Here is an 18,892-nt window from a genome sequence, read left to right as displayed (position 1 = left end):
CGGCTCTCAGGAGGGCACGTCCCCGGCCGAGATCCGGACGGGACGCAGCGCGCCGGTGATGGCACCGGCCTGCTCGGGGGTCAGGTCGGCCAGGCCGAACTCGGCGTCGTGCAGCGCTGCCGTCGCCTCTTCGGCCAGCTCGCGGCCCGCCGGGGTGATCGCGGCCAGCACGACCCGGCGGTCGTCGGGGGAGGGGCGGCGCTCGACCAGGCCGCGCCGTTCCAGCCGCCCGATCACGTTGGTGACCGAGGCGGGGTGGACCATCAGCCGGGTCCCGACCTTGCCCATCGGGAGCGTGCCGGTACGGGCGAAGGCCAGCAGGCGCAGCGCCTCGTAGGCGGCGAACGTCAGCCCGTAGGGCTTGAGCGCGGCCTCGACCATGCCGAGCAGGAGCTGCTGGGCCCGCATGACGGAGGTGACGGCGGCCATGCGGTCGGCGTGCTCGGGCCACCGGGCGCTCCACTGGCGGTGGGCCTCGGCGATCGGGTCGAGGGGCTCGGGGACGGCTTTCTTGACGGGCTCGCTCACGAAAAGTATTTTAGCTTCCAAATATTGGATGTCCAATGAGTTGCTCGGAAGAGCGGAAGGCTGGGGGGAGCGCGATGCACGTCCCGGTGCACCCGGTGCGGTTCGTGACGGCGGCGGCGCTGTTCGACGGGCATGACGCGGCGATCAACATCATGCGGCGGATCCTGCAGTCGCAGGGCGCCGAGGTGGTCCATCTGGGGCATGACCGCTCGGTCCGCGAGGTCGTCGACGCCGTCCTGGAGGAGGACGCGCAGGGCGTGGCGATCAGCTCGTACCAGGGCGGGCACGTGGAGTACTTCGAGTACCTGGCCCGCTCGCTGGCCGAGGCGGGCGCCGGGCACGTGAAGGTGTTCGGCGGGGGCGGCGGCGTCATCGTGGCCGAGGAGATCGCCCGGCTGGCCGCGGCCGGGGTACGGATCTTCTCCCCGGAGGACGGCCAGCGGCTCGGGCTGCCCGGCATGATCAACGAGCTGGTCCGCGACTGCGACGTCGACCTGGCCGCCGAGCCGCTCCCGGTCGAGGCCGTGCTCGCGGGCGAGCGGACCGCGCTGGCCCGCGCCATCACCTGCCTGCAAGCCGGCAAGCTTCCGGACGCCGACCGTGAGGCCCTGGCGGGGGAGGCGGCACGGCGGAACGTTCCCGTGCTCGGCATCACCGGCACCGGCGGCTCGGGCAAGTCCTCGCTCACCGACGAGCTGGTCCGGCGGCTGCGCGCCGACCAGCAGGACAAGCTCCGCGTCGCGGTGCTGGCCGTGGACCCGACCCGGCGGCGCGGCGGCGGCGCGCTGCTCGGCGACCGGATCCGGATGAACTCCCTGGACGGCGACCACGTCTTCTTCCGGTCGCTGGCCACCCGCGGCAACCGCGAGCTGCCCGAGAACGTGGCCGGCGTGGTCGAGGCGTGCAAGGCCGCCGGCTACGACCTGGTGATCCTGGAGACCCCCGGCATCGGCCAGGGCGACGCCGGGGTCGTGCCGCTGGTGGACGTCTCGCTGTACGTGATGACGCCCGAGTTCGGTGCCGCGTCCCAGCTCGAGAAGATCGACATGCTGGACTTCGCCGATGTCGTGGCGATCAACAAGTTCGAGCGCCGGGGCGCCGCCGACGCGCTCCGCGACGTGTCCCGCCAGCTGGTCCGCAACCGGGAGGCGTTCGGGTCGGGCCCCGACGAGATGCCGGTGTTCGGCACCAGCGCCGCCACGTTCAACGACGACGGCGTCACCGCGCTCTACCAGCACCTGATCGGCCTGCTCGGCCTGGAACGCGGCGTGCTGCCCGAGGCCGGGACCAAGGTCTCCACCGGTGCCGCGCAGCCCGTCCCGGCGAACAAGGTGCGCTACCTCTCGGAGATCGCCGAGACCGTGCGCGGCTACCACGCCGAGACCGAGCGCCAGATCGCCGCCGTACGGCGCGTGCAGCGCCTGGACGAGGTCCGCGCCGAGCTGGCGGAGGCCGCGGCGCAGAGCGCGGCCGAGGAGGTCGGCGCGCTCCTGGACAAGGCACGCTGTGAGGTCACCCCGGAGAACGCCGGACTCGTCGAGGGCTGGCCCGCCGTCGCCGCGTCGTACGCGGGCGACGAGCAGGTCGTCCGCGTCCGCGACAAGGAGCTGCGCACGCGGCTGACGCGCGAGTCGCTGTCGGGCACCCGCATCCCGCGGGTGGCGCTGCCGCGCTACCAGGACCACGGTGAGCTGCTGCGCTTCCTGCGCAACGAGAACCTGCCGGGCCGCTTCCCGTTCACCGGCGGCGTGTTCATGTTCAAGCGCGACAACGAGGACCCGGCGCGGATGTTCGCCGGTGAGGGCGACCCGTTCCGGACCAACCGCCGCTTCAAGCTGCTGTCGGAGGGCCAGCCCGCGACGCGGCTGTCGACCGCGTTCGACTCGGTCACCCTGTACGGGCGCGACCCCGACGAGCGGCCCGACGTCTACGGCAAGGTCGGCACCTCCGGGGTCTCGATCGCCACGCTGGAGGACATGAAGGCGCTGTACGACGGGTTCGACCTGGCCTCGCCCACCACCTCGGTGTCGATGACGATCAACGGCCCGGCCCCGGCGATCCTGGCGTACTTCCTCAACACCGCCCTCGACCAGGGCATGGAGGCCTTCCGGGAAGAGCACGGCCGCGAGCCGTCCGAGGACGAGGCCGCGGGGATCCGCGCGAACGTGCTGAGCACCGTGCGCGGCACCGTCCAAGCCGACATCCTCAAGGAGGACCAGGGCCAGAACACCTGCATCTTCTCCACCGAGTTCTCGCTGCGGATGATGGGCGACATCCAGCAGTGGTTCATCGACAACGGCGTGCGCAACTTCTACTCGGTGTCGATCTCCGGCTACCACATCGCCGAGGCCGGGGCGAACCCCATCAGCCAGCTCGCGTTCACGCTCGCGAACGGGTTCACCTACGTGGAGTCCTACCTGGCGCGCGGCATGGACGTCGACGCGTTCGCGCCGAACCTGTCGTTCTTCTTCTCCAACGGCATGGACCCCGAGTATTCGGTCCTCGGCCGCGTCGCGCGGCGCGTGTGGGCGGTGGCGATGCGCGAGCGGTACGGCGCCAACGAGCGCAGCCAGAAGCTGAAGTACCACGTGCAGACCTCGGGGCGCTCGCTGCACGCGCAGGAGATGAACTTCAACGACATCCGCACCACGCTGCAGGCCCTCATCGCCATCTACGACAACTGCAACAGCCTGCACACCAACGCCTACGACGAGGCCGTCACCACGCCCACCGCCGCCTCGGTGCGCCGCGCGCTGGCGATCCAGCTGATCATCAACCGGGAGTGGGGCCTGGCGATGAACGAGAACCCGCTGCAGGGCTCGTTCATCATCGACGAGCTGACCGACCTGGTGGAGGAGGCCGTGCTGGCCGAGTTCGACCGGATCAGCGAGCGCGGCGGGGTGCTGGGCGCGATGGAGACCGGCTACCAGCGCGGCCGCATCCAGGACGAGTCGATGCTGTACGAGCGGCGCAAGCACGACGGATCGCTGCCGATCATCGGGGTCAACACGTTCCGTGCCCCCGAGGGCGAGGAGGAGGAAGGCGGCGGCTCCCTCGAACTGGCGCGGGCCACCGAGACGGAGAAGCGCTCGCAGCTGGAGCGCGTGCACGCCTTCCAGCAGCGGCACCGCGACGACGCCCCCGCCGCCCTGGAGGCCCTCCAGGAGGCCGCGCGCGGCGATGAGAACGTCTTCGCCGTCCTGATGGACGCCGCGCGGGTCTGCAGCCTGCAGCAGATCACCGAGGCGTTCTTCGAGGTGGGCGGCCAGTACCGGCGCAACGTCTGATGCCCGTGCCACCCGAGGGCGTCGCACCCCTTGACGACACCGGCGCCCCGGTCCCCGTTCCGGACCGGGTGCGCCGGGTCGTCTCCCTGGTGCCGTCCCTCACCGAGACCATCGCCGAGACGGCACCCGAACTGCTCGCGGGCGCGACCGACTGGTGCAGCCATCCCGCCGGCCTGGACGTCCCGCGCGTGCGCGGCACCAAGAACCCCGATCTCGAACGGATCGTCGCGCTGCGCCCGGACCTGGTCGTCGGCAACACCGAGGAGAACCGCGCGCCCGACGTCGAGGCCCTGCGCGCCGCCGGGATCGCGGTCTGGATGACCGAGATCCGTACCGTGGCGGAATCCTTGGTGTCGCTGCGGCGGATGCTCACGCTCGCGTGCCGGGTCCCCGCGCCCGCCTGGCTGGACGACGCGGCCCGCGCCTGGGCCGAGGCCGAGCCGGACGGGCCCCGCCGTACGGCGGTCATTCCGGTCTGGCGGCGGCCCTGGATGGTCGCCGGGCGCGGCACGTTCACCGGCGACGTCCTGGCCCGCCTCGGCGTCGACAACCTCTACGCCGGGCACGCCGAGCGCTATCCCAAGGTCCCGATCGATGAGCTGAACGCCGCCGCCCCCGACCTGGTCGTCCTGCCGGACGAGCCGTACCGGTTCACCGCCGAGGACGGCCCCGAGAGCTTCCCCGGCATCGCGTCGGTACTGGTGAGTGGCCGCCTGCTCACCTGGTACGGCCCGTCCCTCGTGCAGGCCCCGCGCCTGCTCAGCCGGTGCCTGCTGAGCGGGCGCGAGCTGAACATCGCCTCCAGGCACGGGATCATGCGCTCGTCCAGCTCCTGTACCGGAACGCCGATCTCGCGGGCCAGATGCTCGCGGAACAGCGTGTAGCCGTAGATCGTGGACGCCAGCGCCGCGTGCACGGCGTCCACGTCCGGCGAGGGGAGCTCGCCGCGCGCGGCGTCCCCGGCCAGCGTCTCCCGGCCGCGGCCCCGGTTCGGCAGGATCCGCGGCCGGTCGTCGCCGTCCAGGACCAGCAGCGTCGTCAGCCGGATCGCCTCGGGCAGCCGCACGTTGCCGCGCAGCAGCCGCGCCATCCGCTCGCGCAGCGGCAGCCGCGCCGCCGACTCCGCGTCCGCCGCGTTCCGCTTGGACTGGTGCAGCAGCGCCGAGCGCAGCAGCGCCCGGCGCGAACCGAAGTACTGGTAGACCAGCCCGCGGTTCACGCCGGCCGCGTCGGCGACCTCGCGCAGGTTGAGCCCCGACAGCACGCCCTCCTTGTGCAGCAGCTCGATCGCCGCCGTGCGCAGGGCCTGCTCGGTGGCCTCCCGGTCATGGAACGAACCGGCGCGGCGGCCCGGCCGCGGGCTCGTCATCGCGACCTCCTGCCGTCCTAGGCCTTCGGCCCGCCGGCGACGTAGATGACCTGCCCCGACACGAACCCGGCGTCCTCGCTGACCAGGAACGCGACCGTTCCGGCGATGTCCTCGGGCGCGCCGACCCTGCGCACCGGGATCTCCTTGGCGGCGGCGGTCTGGAACACCTCGAAGTCCACGCCCACCCGGGCGGCCGTCGCGGCGGTCATCTCGGTGACGATGAACCCCGGCGCGATCGCGTTCGCGGTCACGCCGAACTTGCCGAGCTCGATCGCCAGGGTCTTGGTGAAGCCCTGCAGGCCCGCCTTGGCCGCCGAGTAGTTCACCTGGCCCCGGTTGCCCAGCGCCGACGTCGACGACAGGTTCACGATCCGGCCCCAGCCCGCCTTCGTCATGTGCGCCTGGACGGCTCGGCTCATCAGGAACGCGCCGCGCAGGTGCACGGACATGACCGAGTCCCAGTCGTCGTCGGACATCTTGAACAGCAGGTTGTCGCGCAGGATGCCGGCGTTGTTGACCAGCACCACCGGCGGGCCGAGCTCGGCCGCGATCCGCTCGACCGCCGCCGTGACCCGCGCCGTGTCGGAGACGTCCACGCCCACGGCGAGCGCGCGCCCGCCGTTCTTCTGGACGGCCTCGACGGTCGCCGCGCAGGCGGGCTCGTCCAGGTCGCAGACGGCGACGGCGAAGCCCTCGCGCGCCAGCCGTATCGCCGTGGCGGCGCCGATCCCGCGTGCCGCGCCGGTGACGACGGCGACTCTGTTGTCACTCACGTGCTGTTCCCCGCTCTCGATTTGCCGGCGCCCGGATCCCGGGCGCCGGACTCCCGAATCCCCGGCCGCCGGGCGTTCCCGGCCGCCGGTCGCCAGGCCTCCCCGGCGGCTAGACGCCCAGGTCCTTGGCGATGATCGTCTTGAGCACCTCGCTGGTGCCGCCGTAGATGCGGGAGACGCGCGCGTCGGTGTACAGGCGCGCGATCGGGTACTCCAGGATGTAGCCGTAGCCGCCGTGCAGCTGCAGGCACTTGTCGACCACGCGCGCCTGGACCTCGGTGCAGAACAGCTTGGTCCGGGCGGCGTCGGCGGCGGTGAGCTCGCCGGCGTCCAGCGCCTCGACCGCGCGGTCCACCAGCGACCGGGCCGCCTCGACCTCGGTGTCGCACTCGGCGAGGACGAACTTGGTGTTCTGGAACGAGGAGACGGTCTTGCCGAAGACGGTGCGCTGCTGCACGTAGGCCTTGGCGAAGTCCACGGCCGCCGCGGCGGAGGCGTAGGAGGACATGGCGATGCCCAGCCGCTCCTCGGCCAGGTTGTGGGTCAGGTACCCGAAGCCGCCGCCCTCCTCGCCGAGCAGGTCCTCGGCGGGCACCCGCACGTCGGTGAACGACAGCTCGGCGGTGTCGGAGCTGCGCAGGCCGATCTTCTCCAGCTTGCGGCCGACCGTGTAGCCCTCGCTCTTGGTGTCCACCACCAGGATCGACAGGCCGGCGCGGCGGTTCTCGGGGGTGGCGGGGGAGGTGCGGGCCACCACCAGCACGCGGTCGGCCAGCACGCCGCCGGTGATGAACGTCTTGGCGCCGTTGAGGATGTAGTGGTCGCCGTCCCGCTTGGCGGTGGTCTGCATGCCCGCCAGGTCCGATCCGGTGCCCGGCTCGGTCATCGCGATGGCGGTCATCATGTCGCCGGAGATGAAGTCGGGCAGCCAGCGCTTCTTCTGCTCGTCCGAGCCGTACTTCATCAGGTACGGCAGCACCAGGTTCACGTGCACGCCGTAGCCGCCGAAGCTCACCCCGGCGCGGGCGCACTCCTCGGAGATCACCAGCTGGTACTTGATGCTGGTCTCGCCGGCGCCGCCGAACTCCTCGGGGACGGTGATCCCGAAGACGCCCAGCTCGCCCAGCTTGTTGTAGAAGTCGCGCGGCGGGTGCCCGGCGTTCTCCCACTGCTCGTACACCGGCGCCACCTCGGCGGCGATGAAGTCCCGGATCGTCGACCGGAAGGCCTCATGATCCTCGTTGAACACCGTACGGCGCACAGCCGCGCTCCCTTCGGTCCCTGTCTCATCTGCGGTCGTTATCTAACAGAACGCTAAGTTACGTCGAACTCGATTCTAGAATCAAGCCGGGACGGGGAGAAGGGCCGGGTCAGCGGCAGAACGGTGGGCGGACACAACCGCGCTTGGGACGGCCGACGGCCTCCAGGGCTCCGGGGGCTCAACGGGCCTGAACGGGCGCGTCCCGAAGCGGTGTTTCGGTCCGTGGCCGGACAAGGCCAGCGTTGGGTCTTGTCATCCACGGGGTCGCCGCATAGAGACCGAGACCGCCCCGGATGGGCGGTTCTACCGGTGCCAGGCCGGGACGTGGGCGTACGGGCGCCGGAGGCGAAGCGAGGCATTGGACGCGTCCAGGCGCGTCCATCAGGTGGCAAACCGGCTCGGAGGCCCGCCCGGGCCGTCACAGGGCCGTCTGGCCGGGAGGCTGAGGGAGGAACCGCCGGGGGGCGACGCCCGGAGGGCCGGGCAGGGCGTCCGCCCAGATCAGGAACGGGAGCGAGAGGCCCCGGAATTGAAAGCGACGCCGGGTGGATACGGGGGCAATCCACCCGGCGCCGCATCATCGGTGTTCCGACGGGGGCCCGGAACACCGGCACAGGCGCCCCGACGGGGGACCAGAGCGCCGGTACAAATCGTACACCGAACCCCCCCGCCCCTAGTCAAGAGAAAGTCACGACCCGATTTCTGGGCGGTGTCCGGAAATGCCCTTGTGTTGCGGGCTATCGGGGTCCTGGAACCGGGGCTGCGCCTGCGGTTCCCGCCCGCCGTTGGCGACGACGACGCTGATGTAGGGCAGGAAGATCGCTCCCACCACCAGCAGCAGGACCGCCCAGAGCGGCGCGCCGGCCACGGCGGCGAGGACCGCGCCGATGAAGCAGCCCGTCCGGATCCCCATCGAGATCAGGTAGCGGCGCTGCCGGTTCCCGATGTCCTCGGACATGGGACGCGGGGCGTTGGTGACCGTGTAGACCTCGGCGGTCTCGGTGTGCTTGCGGTGAATGACCTTCACGATTCCACGGTATGCCCTGGGTGGCTGACAGGCGACACCAGGAGGGCCACATGACCGATCGCACATACCGGGTGACCGAGATCGTCGGAACCTCGCCCGAATCCGTCGACGACGCCGTGCGCAACGGCATCAGGAGGGCCTCGCGGACGCTGCGGCATCTGGACTGGTTCGAGATGACCGAGGTGCGCGGCCAGATCGTGGACGGGGAGGTGGCGCACTACCAGGTCGGCCTCAAGCTCGGCTTCCGGCTCGAGGACGGCTGACACCCGGCGATTCAGAGGCGGAGCGATTCAGAGGCGACCTGAGGCGGAGAACGCCCTGGGCGCCCTCCGGGACGATTCCGGGGGCGCCCAGGGTGAAGTGGCGGCCGGGGCACTGAAGGCCCGCAGCGGGCCTCACGGGGCCGTACAGGCGGGTCTCAGGACGCCTGGGACACCGTCGACATGTTGAAATCGGCGATCCGGACCGGCGGCATCGCGGTCCGGGTGAAGTAGTCCGACCACTCGCGGGGCAGCGTCGGGCCGGTCGCGCCCACCTCGGTCATCCGGCCGAGCAGGTCGACCGGGCTCTCGTTGAACCGGAAGTTGTTCACCGCGCCGACGACCTCGCCGCCCTCGACGAGGTAGACGCCGTCGCGGGTGAGCCCGGTCAGCAGCAGCCGCTGCGGGTCGACCTCGCGGATGTACCACAGGCAGGTCAGCAGCAGCCCGCGCTCGGTGCGAGCGACCATGTCCTCCAGCGACGCGCCGCCGTCCGGCACGCTCATCGACAGGTTGTCGACGGCGGGGGTGGCCGGCAGCCCGGTGAGCGCCGCGGACCGGCGGGTCTGGGTGAGCGCCGACAGGGTGCCGCCGGAGATCCACTCGGTGGCGCCGAGGGCGAGCCCGTTGTCGAACACCGACGACTCGCGGCTCGAGGCGTGCGCGACCACGAACGGCGCGCACTCCAACCCCGCGGCGCGCGGGTCGCTGGACAGCGTGACCGGCAGCCCGGTCAGCTTCTCGCCCACCCGGGTGCCGCCGCCGGGCGCGCTGAACACCGTCCGGCCGTCGTGGGCGTCCTGGGCGCCGGCCGACCAGTACAGGTAGATCATCAGGTCCGCCACCGCGCTGGGCGGCAGGACCGTCTCGTACCGCCCGGCGGGCAGGTCGACGCGGCGCCGGCCCCATTCCAGCCGGCGGGCCAGCCCGCCGGTCAGGTCCGGGACGTCCACGTCGGCGAAGTCGCGGGTGCCCACGCCCGCCCACGCCGAGCCGCCGGCGCCCTTGGCGTTGAGCTCCAGCAGCCCGGTCGGCTGGTCGTGCCGCAGCCGCAGCCCGCCCGAGGTGCCCAGGAACGTCGAGGTCACCACGTGGTTGGCGAACCCGTACAGCCGGTCGCCGCGCGCCTCGGCCTCGGCGAACGCCTCGCCGAGCGCGGGCGCGACCGCGCCGAAGACGCCGATCCCGGTGTCGGCGGGCGCGTCGTCCCAGGCGCCGCCGCCCGGCCCGGCCTCGGCGACCAGCGGCGCGGCGTCCTCGGCGGGGGCGTTGCCGGCGGCGTCGGCCTCGGCGGCGCGGACCAGGTCCTCCAGGTCCGCGGCGGTCACCGCGGCCCGCGACACCACGCCCGCCGCCACGCCCCCGCCGGTACGGCGCAGCGCGATCACCGTCAGCCGGTTGGACCGGGTGACGCCGTTGGTGGTCAGGGTGTTGCCCGCCCAGCGCAGGTTGGCGGTACTGGACTCGTCGGCGATGACCAGGCAGTCGTCGGCGCGCGACAGCGCCAGCGCCCGCTCGACGGCCTCCTGCGGCCGCAATACCTGGCTCACTGGCCGGCCTCCTTGAGAGCGTTGAGGATGTTGACGCCGCGGAACAGCGCCGACGGGCAGCCGTGGCTGACCGGGGCGACCTGCCCCGGCTGGCCCTTGCCGCAGTTGAACGCCCCGCCCAGCACGTAGGTCTGCGGGCCGCCGACGGCCTCCATCGAGTTCCAGAAGTCGGTGGTGGTGGCCTGGTACGCCACGTCCCGCAGCTGGCCGGCCAGCCGGCCGTTCTCGATCCGGTAGAAGCGCTGGCCGGTGAACTGGAAGTTGTAGCGCTGCATGTCGATCGACCAGCTCTTGTCGCCGACGATGTAGACGCCGCGGTCGACGCCGGAGATCAGCTCGTCGGTGGACGGGCCGCCGGGGGCGGGCCGCAGCGACACGTTCGCCATCCGCTGCAGCGGCATGCTGGAAGAGGCGTCGGCGAACGCGCAGCCGTTGGAGCGCTCCTCGCCGGTGAGCCGGGCGATCCGCCGGTCGAGCTGGTAGCCGGTGAACATGCCGCCGGAGATGATGTCGAACTCCTGCGTCCGCACGCCCTCGTCGTCGTAGCCGATGGTGGCCAGCCCGTGCTCGGCGGTACGGTCCCCGACCACGTTCATGACCTGCGACCCGTACCGCAGCGAGCCGAGCTTGTCGGGCGTGGCGAACGAGGTGCCGGCGTAGGCGGCCTCGTAGCCCAGAGCCCGGTCCAGCTCGGTGGCGTGCCCGATCGACTCGTGGATGGTCAGCCACAGGTTGGACGGGTCGATGACGACGTCGTAGACGCCCGCGTCGACCGACGGCGCCGCCAGCTTCTCGGCCAGCAGCTCCGGCATCCGGGCCAGCTCGCCGTCCCAGTCCCAGTGGGCGCCGGTCAGCCACTCCCAGCCGCGCCCCACCGGTGGCGCGATGGTGCGCATCGTGTCGAACACGCCGTCGCCGATGCCCACGGCGGTCAGGACCGGGTGCAGCCGTACCCGCTGCTGGGTGGTGACGGTGCCGGCCAGGTCGGCGTAGAACTTGTTCTCCTTGACCTGCAGCAGGGTGGCGTCGGCGTGGTCGACGCGGTCGTCGTCCAGCAGTCGGCGGCTCCAGTCGGCCAGCAGCGCCACCTTCTCGGCGGTCGGGACGGTGAACGGGTCGGTCTCGTACGCCGAGACCCAGGTGCGTTCGCCGTGCACCGGCTCGGCGGCCAGCTCGATGGGCTCGCGGTTGACGGCGGCGGCCACGGCGGCGACCTCGACGGCCTGCTCGGCCACCCGGGCGGCGCCGGCGGGGGTCAGGTCGATGCCGGCGGCGAAGCCCCACGTGCCGTCCTTGACGACCCGTACCGACAGGCCGACGTCGTCGGCGTCCAGCGCGGTCTCCAGGGAGGCGTCGTGCAGGCCCAGTGTCTGGCTGCGGATGCGTTCGAGCCGGAAGTCGGCGTGCTCGGCGCCGAGCTCCCCGGCCCTGGTCAGTGCCGCGTCGGCGAGCGCGCGCAGCGGCAACGCGGTGAAAGCGGGATCGATGTCATGCACCTACCGCAACCTACCCTCCGCCGCCCCGCGATTCTCCGCCCCGGGCGCACCGGGACCCGTCCCGCGTCCCCCGGCGCGCATCGGTGCCGGCGCTCGATCCGGCCGGAACAAAACCGGTGAGCGGATCTTGTCGAGACGGCACATCTCGCTACCGCCGGTAGGCCGATACGCTCCTTGGCTGTTGCCGGTCGGCCCCCGCGGCATGGTCGGCGGCCCGTTCCGGCGGCATCACCCGAGACGTATTCGACGAGAGGTACGACCCATGAGTCGCTCTGTCCTCGTGACCGGCGGTAACCGGGGCATCGGCCTGGCCATCGCCCGCGAGCTGTCGGCCGGAGGTGACGCGGTCGCGGTCACCTACCGTTCCGGGGAGCCGCCCGAGGGGTTGTTCGGCGTCCGGTGCGACGTGACGAGCACCGAGGACGTCGACGCGGCGTTCAGCAAGGTCGAGGCCGAGCAGGGACCGGTCGAGGTGCTGGTGGCCAACGCCGGCATCAACCGGGACACGCTGCTGGCCATCATGAGCGAGGAGGCCTTCACCTCCGTCCTGGACACCAACCTGACCGGGGCCTACCGGGTCGCCAAGCGCTCGGTGAAGCAGATGATGCGCAAGCGCCACGGCCGGATCATCCTGGTGTCCTCGGTGGTCGGGATGCTCGGCTCGGCCGGGCAGGCCAACTACGCCGCGTCCAAGGCGGGCCTGGTCGGCTTCGGCCGGTCGCTGGCCCGCGAGCTCGCCACGCGCAACATCACGGTGAACGTGGTCGCGCCCGGTTTCGTCGACACCGACATGACCGCGGCGCTCACCGAGGACCAGCAGAAGACCATCAAGGGCGTGATCCCGCTGGGCCGCACGGCCCGTCCGGAGGAGATCGCCAAGACGGTGCGGTTCCTGGCCAGCGACGACGCCGCCTACATCACCGGGGCCGTGATCCCGGTCGACGGCGGCCTGGGAATGGGGCACTGAACGCTATGGGAATCCTCGAAGGCAAGAAGATCCTGGTCACCGGCGTCCTCACCGACGCCTCGATCGGGTTCCACGTGGCGCGGGTCGCGCAGGAGCAGGGCGCCGAAGTGGTGCTCACCGCCTACCCGCGCCCGACGCTGACCGCTCGTACCGCCAAGCGGCTCCCCACCGGCAGGGACAACCCGCCGCCGGTCGTGGAGCTGGACGTCACCAACGCCGAGCAGCTGGCCGGCCTGGCCGACGAGCTGCGCGGGCACGGGTTCGACCGGCTGGACGGGGTCGTGCACGCGATCGGGTTCGCGCCGCAGACCGCGCTGGGCGGCAACTTCCTGGAGACGACCTGGGAGGACGTGGCGATCGCCCTGCACTCCTCGGCGTACTCGCTGAAGTCGCTCACGATGGCGTGCATGCCGCTGATGAAGGAGGGCGGCTCGGTGGTCGGGCTCGACTTCGACGCCACCAAGGCCTGGCCGGTGTACGACTGGATGGGCGTGGCCAAGGCCGGCCTGGAGTCGTGCTCGCGCTACCTGGCCAAGTACCTGGGCCCGCAGGGGATCCGGGTCAACCTGGTCGCGGCCGGGCCGCTGGCGACGATGGCGGCCAAGAGCATCCCCGGCTTCGAGGGGATGACCGAGATGTGGCCGCAGGTGGCGCCGCTCGGCTGGGACATCAAGGACAGCGAGCCGACCGCGCGCGCCTGCGCGGCGCTGCTGTCGGACTGGTTCCCGGCGACCACGGGCGAGATCGTCCACGTGGACGGCGGCCTGCACGCCGTCGGCGCCGCATAGGAGCCGCACAGGACCGATGAGTCGTCCTGCCTGGGCCGCCCCGCGTTCGCGGGGCGGCCTTCGGCGTCGCGCGCGGGCTCGCTAGCGGCGGGGGCCGCGGGCGTAGCGCAGGCGGCGGCCCAGGACGCTGATGTTGACCGCGCCGACGGCACCGGCGGCGCCCGCGGCGGCGGCGACCCACAGGGTGATGGCCGGGGCGTCCTGCCGCTCGGACGCGGCGACCGGCGTGGTGAGCCGGGTCTGCGGCATCGTGCCGTCGTACGCGGCGGGGCTGCCGGCCACCTCGGGTGCGGGCAGCAGGCCTGGGACGCCCGGGAGGTCGGGTGCGCTGCCGGGGGAGTAGGGCTTGAGGCCGCCCGGCGCGCTCTGGGGGGCGACCGCGGACGGGGGCAACTGCCCGCCGGGGCCGTTGGCGCCGCCGTCGCGGGACGGAGCCTTGGGCTTGCGCGCGGGGGCCTTGGGGGTGGAGCCCGTCTCCTTCTTCGGAGGCTTCTTGACCACGGGCCGGGTGGGCGTGGGGCTGGGCGTGGGCTTCGGCTCCAGGTCCTCGCGGATGTTGTCGAGCTGGCATTTCCAGTTGTCGATGGTGCTCGCCGGGTCGGTGCCCTCCGGGCACGGCTTGGCCGCGGTCGCGGCGGCGGCCGGCGGGGCGCTCAGGGCCACCAGGACCAGCGCTCCGGCCGAGACGCCCACCGAGACCCCCGTGGCCGAACCGAACCGCCTCATGCGCCGCTGCTGCTGGGGCATCTCACTCCTTCGACTGCCGACTTCTATTGACGTTGCGCCAATAACTCTAGGCGGGAAGTGCGCACCGTCACAAGAACGTCATTCGGCCGGTTCCGCCCAGTAGATACCCGGTTCGACATTTACACAAGCGCTCACTTGGTTCCTGGTGGTCCCGCCAGGCCCGTGCGTCAAGCCCGTGCGTCAGGATCGTGCGTCAGGGCACGACGAGCCTGGCCAGGCGGGTCCGCCGGTCCGGGGCCTGGCGTTCGCGCACCGCCTGGGCCAGCGCGGGCCCGGCGGCCTGCACGACCGACAGGTGCCGGCGCGCCAGCCCGAAGGCCGTGGCCACCAGCGGCCGCGAGAGCCCGGCGGTGTCGTCGGCGCCGTCCGGCGGCAGGACCGCGACCACGGCGGGACGGCGCGTACCGCGGCCCAGGGCGACCGTGACGGCCCAGCCGGGCCGCAGCCGCGACGCCAGCGCCGGCGGGACGACCTCCGTACCGCCGGCGAACTCCACGTGCAGGCCGGTCGCGTCGGCGCCGGTGACCGTCCCGGGCTCGCCCACCGCGGCCTGGGGGAGGGGCGCCGCGACCAGCACGCGGTCGCCGGGGTCGAAGCCGCCGAACCGGCCCGGCCCGGGATTGAGCCGGGCCTTCAGCGCGGCGTTGAGCGCCGCGGCGCCCGCCTCGCCGGCCGTGGCCGGCACCACGACCTGGACGTCGTCCACGGCGATCCCCAGGGCCCGCGGGATCGAGTCGGTGACCAGCTGGACCGCCCGGTGCACGGCCTCCTCGGCGCTCGCGGCCGGCACGATGACGACCTCCTTGCCGGGCGCGTCCACGGCCGTCAGCTCGCCGCCCCGCACGGCGGCGGTGAGCGCGGCCAGCGGGTCGCCGGTGGGCTCGGGGTCCAGTTCGATGACCGGGACGGTGTCGGAGGCCTCCAGATCGTCCAGCACCCGGCCGGGACCGGCGGGCGGGAGCGCGCCGGGCTCGCCGCCGAGCACCAGATGCGTCCCGTCGGCGCAGGCCCGCACCAGCAGCGCGCACAGCTCGACGTCCAGGCCCGCCGCGTCGGTGAGGATCACCAGGTCCAGCTCCAGCGGGTGCTGCTCGCCGCGCTCGAAGGCGACCTCGGCGCCCCGCGCCGGCTCCAGCAGCGCGTGCAGCCCGCTGATCGTGAACCCGCTCTCCCCGGTGGCGGCGTCCCCGGCGGCGGCGGCCAGGTCGGCGGCGGCCCGGGCGGTGGGGGTGACGACGGCCGCGCGCACCTCCTGCCCGGCGGCGGCCGTGGCGATCGCCAGCGCCATCCCCGCCAGATCGCCGGCCGTCCCGCGCAGGATGCTCACGCCGGTCCGCAGCGCGGCCGTGAGGGCCAGCGAACGGTCCTCGGGCAGCCCGGCCCGCAGTGCTTTGACCGTCGCGTCCTCCAGCAGCGGCTCGGCCGTGGCCGTGAGCCGCTGGAAGCCCTCGGCGGCGGCCTCCTCGGCGATCGCCCAGCGGGCCAAGCCGAGGATCTCGGCCGGCTCGGGGATGTCCTCGCCCTCGGCCAGCGCCGCCTCGTCGAAGTCGGGCTCCTCGGTGAGGGCCATCACCTCGCCCTCGTTCAGCGCGCCCTCGACGGCCCGCTGGGCGTCGGCGACGCGCAGCTTGCCGAGGTCGGCCAGCACGTCCGCGGGCGGCGTCACGGTGTGCCCGTGCCGCGCGGCCTCGGTGAGCAGGTGGACGACCAGCGCCCGGCCGCGCCGGGGGTCGTCGGGGTGCGCCTGGTCGCCGAGCGACCGCCGGGCGAAGTGGTCGGCCTGCTGGGGCGCCACGCCCGGAACGCGCAGCAGCCGCCACGGGTCCTCGCGCAGCCGGGCGGCGGCGCCCGGCCCGAGCCGCACCAGCGTCCGGGCCGCCAGCGACTCCGGGACGCCCGTCGCGGCGAACAGTTCGGCGAGGGCGGCGCGCCCGGCCCGCTCATCGGCCTGCTGGGGGCCAGAGGGCACTGAGGGGCCAGAGGGGCCAGGGGTGGAGGTACGGGAATGCGAGTCGGTCACGGGGATCGGATCGTAGTCGATTCACGCGCCCGTCACGCGGAGGCGGGCGCCATGTCGGAAACGTCGTCCAGCGCGGCCCGGATCTCCACCGGCAGCGTGAGGTCCTCGCTGAGCAGCGCCTGCTCCAGCTGCGCCGCCGTGCGGGCCCCGACGATCGGCGCCGCGACGCCGGGCCGGTCGCGCACCCAGGCCAGCGCCACGCTGAGCGGGGTCACGCCCAGCCCCTCGGCCGCCGTCACCACCGACTCCACGATCCGGGCGCACTCCTCGTCCAGGTAGGGGTGGACGAAGTCGGCGAAATGCGGCGCGGCGGCGCGCGAGCCCGCCGGGATCCCGGTCCGGTACTTGCCGGTGAGGACCCCGCGGCCCAGCGGCGACCACGGCAGCAACCCGGCACCGGCGTCCAGCGCCGCCGGGACGGCCTCGCGCTCGATGTCGCGGCGCAGCAGCGAGTACTCCAGCTGGGCGGAGATGATCGGCTCGCGGCCGGGCCAGGCGCGCTGCCAGGTGCCCGCCTTGGCGATCTGCCAGCCGGCGTAGTTGGAGACCCCGACGTAGCGGGTCCGGCCCGAGACCACCGCCTCGTCCAGCGCCGACAGGGTCTCCTCCAGGGGCGTGTACGGGTCGTAGGCGTGCAGCTGCCACAGGTCCACGTACTCCAGCCCCAGCCGTTCCAGCGAGGCGTCCAGCGCCCCCAGCAGATGCCGCCGGGAGGCGTCGTAGCGGCCGTCGGGACGGATCGCGGCCTTGGTGGCCACGACCATCGCGTCCCGGTCGACCGTCTCGCGCAGCAGGTGGCCGAGGATCCGCTCGCTCAGCCCGTCGCCGTAGACGTCGGCGGTGTCGACGAACGTGCCGCCCGCGTCCACGAAGGCCGCCAGCTGCGCGGCCGCCTCGTCGGGCTCGGTGTCGTGCCCCCAGGTCATGGTGCCCAGGCCCAGCCGGGACACCGCGAGGCCGCTTCGCCCGAGGTGACGCTCTTCCATGGTCGGAACAGTAGCGGGACGCGCCGGCCGGCCGGTCCGCGGCGGCCGCCGGTGACGGTCGGTGACGGCCGATACGCTTTCCGTTGCAACGCGCACCGCCAGCCAGCTCCGGCCCGAGGGGAAGCCGCCGCCTGTGAACGTCGTGGAAGCGACCGTGCTCGGGATCGTCCAGGGACTCACCGAGTTCCTGCCGATCTCCAGCTCGGGACACATGCTCTTCGTGCCGGAGTTCCTCGGCTGGGACGATCCGGGCGCGGCGTTCACCGCGGTGATCCAGATCGGCACGATGGCGGCCGTCATCATCTACTTCTGGCGCGACCTGGCCCGCATCCTGGCCACCTGGGCCAGGAGCCTGTGGACGCCGGAGATCCGGCGCCACCAGGACGCGCGGATGGGCTGGTACATCGGCCTGGGGACGATCCCGATCTCGGTGGCCGGGCTGGCGTTCGACGACGCCATCGAGGGGCCGTCGCGGAACCTGTGGTTGAACGCGGGCACGCTCATCGGGATGGGCCTGCTGCTGGCGGCCGCCGAGTGGGCCGGCTCCCGCAAGCGCGAGGTCGCCGACCTCGACCTGCGCGACGGCCTGGTGATCGGCGCGTTCCAGGCGCTGGCGCTGATCCCGGGCTCGTCCCGGTCCGGCTCGACCATGACCGGCGCGCTGTTCCTGGGCTACACCCGCGAGGCCGCCGCCCGCTACTCCTTCCTGCTGTCGGTGCCCGCCGTGCTGCTGTCGGGCGTCTACCAGCTGCGGCACGCCTTCGACGGCTCGCTGCCGGTGGTGCCGACGATCGTGGCGACGCTGGTGTCGTTCGTGGTCGGGTACGCCTGCATCGCCTGGCTGCTGAAGTACCTCGCCAAGCACTCGATGATGGTCTTCGTCTACTACCGGGTGGTGCTCGGCGGCGTCATCCTGGGCCTGCTGGCGGCCGGGGTCATCAGCGCGACGTGACAAAAGTGCCGGCCGTAACGTGATCGCGGCCTGATGACCGGCCGGGGGGCACCGGGTTAGAGTGCTCGGCCATGGCGCCCTCTCGGTTCTCGGTGTACTCGCCGGGCCACGATCCCGACGACGGAACGTCCCTCGAGCCTCGCTACGGCGCGGGGCGCGAGCAGGACCCGGGCTACCTGGCCTCGCTGCGGGGCGGGTCGGTCCTGGGGCAGCTGCGCCGGATGTGGCTGGTGCTGGTCATCGCGCCGGTGCTGATCCTGGCCATCTCGCCGCTGATCGTCCAGGGCACCGGCGACCTGTTCGGCGGTGCCGTGCCGTGGTTCTGCCTGCCGCTGGTCGCGGCCGCGGCGGCCGCGGCGGTCATCGGTCCCCGCACGCCGCGCCCGATGCCGCCCGGATCGCCGCCCCCGAAGGCGGCCGCGGCGGCCCTGATGAACTTCCGGCAGGCGCTGCTGGTGCGGTTCGCGCTGGCCGAGGGCGTGATCGTGCTGGGCCTGGCGCTGGCGACCACCGCCCGCAGCGAGGCCGTCTTCGTGGCCGGTTTCGTGCTGGGGTACCCGCTGCTGCTGTGGCTCTCCCTGCCCACGGCCGGCCGGATCGAGGGGATCCGGCGGCGGCTGGAGGCACAGGACGCCGAGTCGCACCTGTGGGCGGCGCTGCTGGCCACCGCCCAGCCGCCCGACCGCTCCGCCTACACGTCCCGCCCGGATGGGAAGGCCGGCGCCGGCGACCAGGATCCGGACGGCGTCACGAAGTCCTGAGCTGCCGGCGGCGCCGCCGGTCCGGCAAGCGCGGGCACGGCAGGTGCGGGCGCGGCCGAGTCGGGCCAGCGCGGCAGCCGGGCGCCGTTGTGGATGATCAGGAACAGCAGCAGGATCCAC

At 72.9% G+C, this 18,892-nt stretch carries 16 protein-coding genes and 1 pseudogene; 7 read left to right on the top strand and 10 right to left on the bottom strand.

Going from position 1 to position 18,892, the window contains the following annotated elements; genetic code table 11:
• Positions 1–6: 6 nt before the first annotated feature.
• A complete protein-coding gene (locus tag ACH34Q_RS24700) occupies positions 7–528 on the bottom strand; it encodes a MarR family winged helix-turn-helix transcriptional regulator (RefSeq protein ID WP_395985420.1) in 522 nt (173 codons plus the stop codon).
• A 74-nt stretch (positions 529–602) separates the two neighbouring features.
• On the opposite strand from ACH34Q_RS24700, the gene icmF reads away from it, so the two are divergent.
• Together icmF and ACH34Q_RS24690 are read left to right on the top strand one after the other, a co-directional pair.
• On the top strand, positions 603–3,815 hold the full coding sequence (gene icmF / locus ACH34Q_RS24695) for a fused isobutyryl-CoA mutase/GTPase IcmF (RefSeq protein WP_395985419.1): 3,213 nt from the start codon (positions 603–605) through the stop codon (positions 3,813–3,815).
• The gene (locus ACH34Q_RS24690; RefSeq protein ID WP_395985418.1) at positions 3,815–4,699 is read left to right on the top strand and encodes a helical backbone metal receptor; all 885 of its coding nucleotides are present in this window, start codon (positions 3,815–3,817) and stop codon (positions 4,697–4,699) included. Before icmF ends, ACH34Q_RS24690 begins: the two co-directional genes overlap by 1 nt.
• A 290-nt stretch (positions 4,700–4,989) precedes the next feature.
• Here the strand turns inward: ACH34Q_RS24690 and ACH34Q_RS24685 are convergent.
• The 4 genes and pseudogenes from ACH34Q_RS24685 to ACH34Q_RS24670 all read right to left on the bottom strand — a co-directional run.
• Positions 4,990–5,184 (bottom strand): annotated as a pseudogene (locus tag ACH34Q_RS24685) (TetR/AcrR family transcriptional regulator); the annotation flags it as partial.
• Positions 5,185–5,201: 17 nt separating this feature from the next.
• Entirely contained in the window at positions 5,202–5,957 is a 756-nt protein-coding gene (gene fabG / locus ACH34Q_RS24680) for a 3-oxoacyl-ACP reductase FabG (RefSeq protein ID WP_395985417.1), read from the bottom strand.
• A 109-nt stretch (positions 5,958–6,066) separates the two neighbouring features.
• Positions 6,067–7,218 carry an acyl-CoA dehydrogenase family protein gene (locus ACH34Q_RS24675; RefSeq protein WP_395985416.1) on the bottom strand — a complete coding sequence of 384 codons (1,152 nt, stop codon included), beginning with the start codon at positions 7,216–7,218 and terminating at the stop codon, positions 6,067–6,069.
• 688 nt (positions 7,219–7,906) lie between these two features.
• Positions 7,907–8,245, bottom strand: coding sequence for a DUF3099 domain-containing protein (locus ACH34Q_RS24670; protein WP_395985415.1), 339 nt, complete (start codon positions 8,243–8,245; stop codon positions 7,907–7,909).
• A 50-nt stretch (positions 8,246–8,295) separates the two neighbouring features.
• On the opposite strand from ACH34Q_RS24670, the gene ACH34Q_RS24665 reads away from it, so the two are divergent.
• The gene (locus ACH34Q_RS24665; RefSeq protein WP_395985414.1) at positions 8,296–8,508 is read left to right on the top strand and encodes a dodecin; all 213 of its coding nucleotides are present in this window, start codon (positions 8,296–8,298) and stop codon (positions 8,506–8,508) included.
• Positions 8,509–8,663: 155 nt separating this feature from the next.
• Here ACH34Q_RS24665 and ACH34Q_RS24660 read toward each other — a convergent pair whose 3' ends face one another.
• Together ACH34Q_RS24660 and ACH34Q_RS24655 are read right to left on the bottom strand one after the other, a co-directional pair.
• Positions 8,664–10,055, bottom strand: a complete 1,392-nt coding sequence (locus ACH34Q_RS24660) for a metallopeptidase TldD-related protein (RefSeq protein ID WP_395985413.1) — start codon at positions 10,053–10,055, stop codon at positions 8,664–8,666.
• A complete protein-coding gene (locus ACH34Q_RS24655; protein WP_395985412.1) occupies positions 10,052–11,551 on the bottom strand; it encodes a TldD/PmbA family protein in 1,500 nt (499 codons plus the stop codon). Before ACH34Q_RS24655 ends, ACH34Q_RS24660 begins: the two co-directional genes overlap by 4 nt.
• Before the next feature lie 262 nt (positions 11,552–11,813).
• Here ACH34Q_RS24655 and ACH34Q_RS24650 point away from each other — a divergent pair, with 262 nt between their 5' ends.
• Both ACH34Q_RS24650 and fabI read left to right on the top strand, forming a co-directional pair.
• Positions 11,814–12,518: a beta-ketoacyl-ACP reductase gene (locus tag ACH34Q_RS24650; protein ID WP_395985411.1), complete on the top strand. Its 705-nt coding sequence runs from the start codon at positions 11,814–11,816 to the stop codon at positions 12,516–12,518.
• A 5-nt stretch (positions 12,519–12,523) separates the two neighbouring features.
• Positions 12,524–13,306, top strand: coding sequence for an enoyl-ACP reductase FabI (gene fabI, locus ACH34Q_RS24645; protein ID WP_395985410.1), 783 nt, complete (start codon positions 12,524–12,526; stop codon positions 13,304–13,306).
• 81 nt (positions 13,307–13,387) lie between these two features.
• Here the strand turns inward: fabI and ACH34Q_RS24640 are convergent, their stop codons facing one another.
• From ACH34Q_RS24640 to ACH34Q_RS24630, 3 genes are all read right to left on the bottom strand, one after another.
• Entirely contained in the window at positions 13,388–14,053 is a 666-nt protein-coding gene (locus tag ACH34Q_RS24640) for a hypothetical protein (protein ID WP_395985409.1), read from the bottom strand.
• Between the two features lie 193 nt (positions 14,054–14,246).
• A complete protein-coding gene (locus tag ACH34Q_RS24635) occupies positions 14,247–16,073 on the bottom strand; it encodes a helix-hairpin-helix domain-containing protein (RefSeq protein WP_395985408.1) in 1,827 nt (608 codons plus the stop codon).
• A 32-nt stretch (positions 16,074–16,105) separates the two neighbouring features.
• Complete coding sequence (locus tag ACH34Q_RS24630) at positions 16,106–17,059, bottom strand: aldo/keto reductase (RefSeq protein WP_395985407.1); 954 nt, start codon at positions 17,057–17,059, stop codon at positions 16,106–16,108.
• Positions 17,060–17,192: 133 nt separating this feature from the next.
• On the opposite strand from ACH34Q_RS24630, the gene ACH34Q_RS24625 reads away from it, so the two are divergent.
• Together ACH34Q_RS24625 and ACH34Q_RS24620 are read left to right on the top strand one after the other, a co-directional pair.
• Positions 17,193–18,011, top strand: a complete 819-nt coding sequence (locus tag ACH34Q_RS24625) for an undecaprenyl-diphosphate phosphatase (protein ID WP_395985406.1) — start codon at positions 17,193–17,195, stop codon at positions 18,009–18,011.
• A gap of 71 nt (positions 18,012–18,082) precedes the next feature.
• Entirely contained in the window at positions 18,083–18,772 is a 690-nt protein-coding gene (locus ACH34Q_RS24620; RefSeq protein WP_395985405.1) for a hypothetical protein, read from the top strand.
• The last annotated feature ends 120 nt before the right edge of the window (positions 18,773–18,892 follow it).

This window comes from Actinomadura sp. 9N407 (assembly GCF_044326315.1).
Lineage (GTDB): Bacteria > Actinomycetota > Actinomycetes > Streptosporangiales > Streptosporangiaceae > Spirillospora.
Note: the sequence above shows the minus strand (reverse complement) of the source record. Positions and strands in the feature narration are given on the sequence as shown.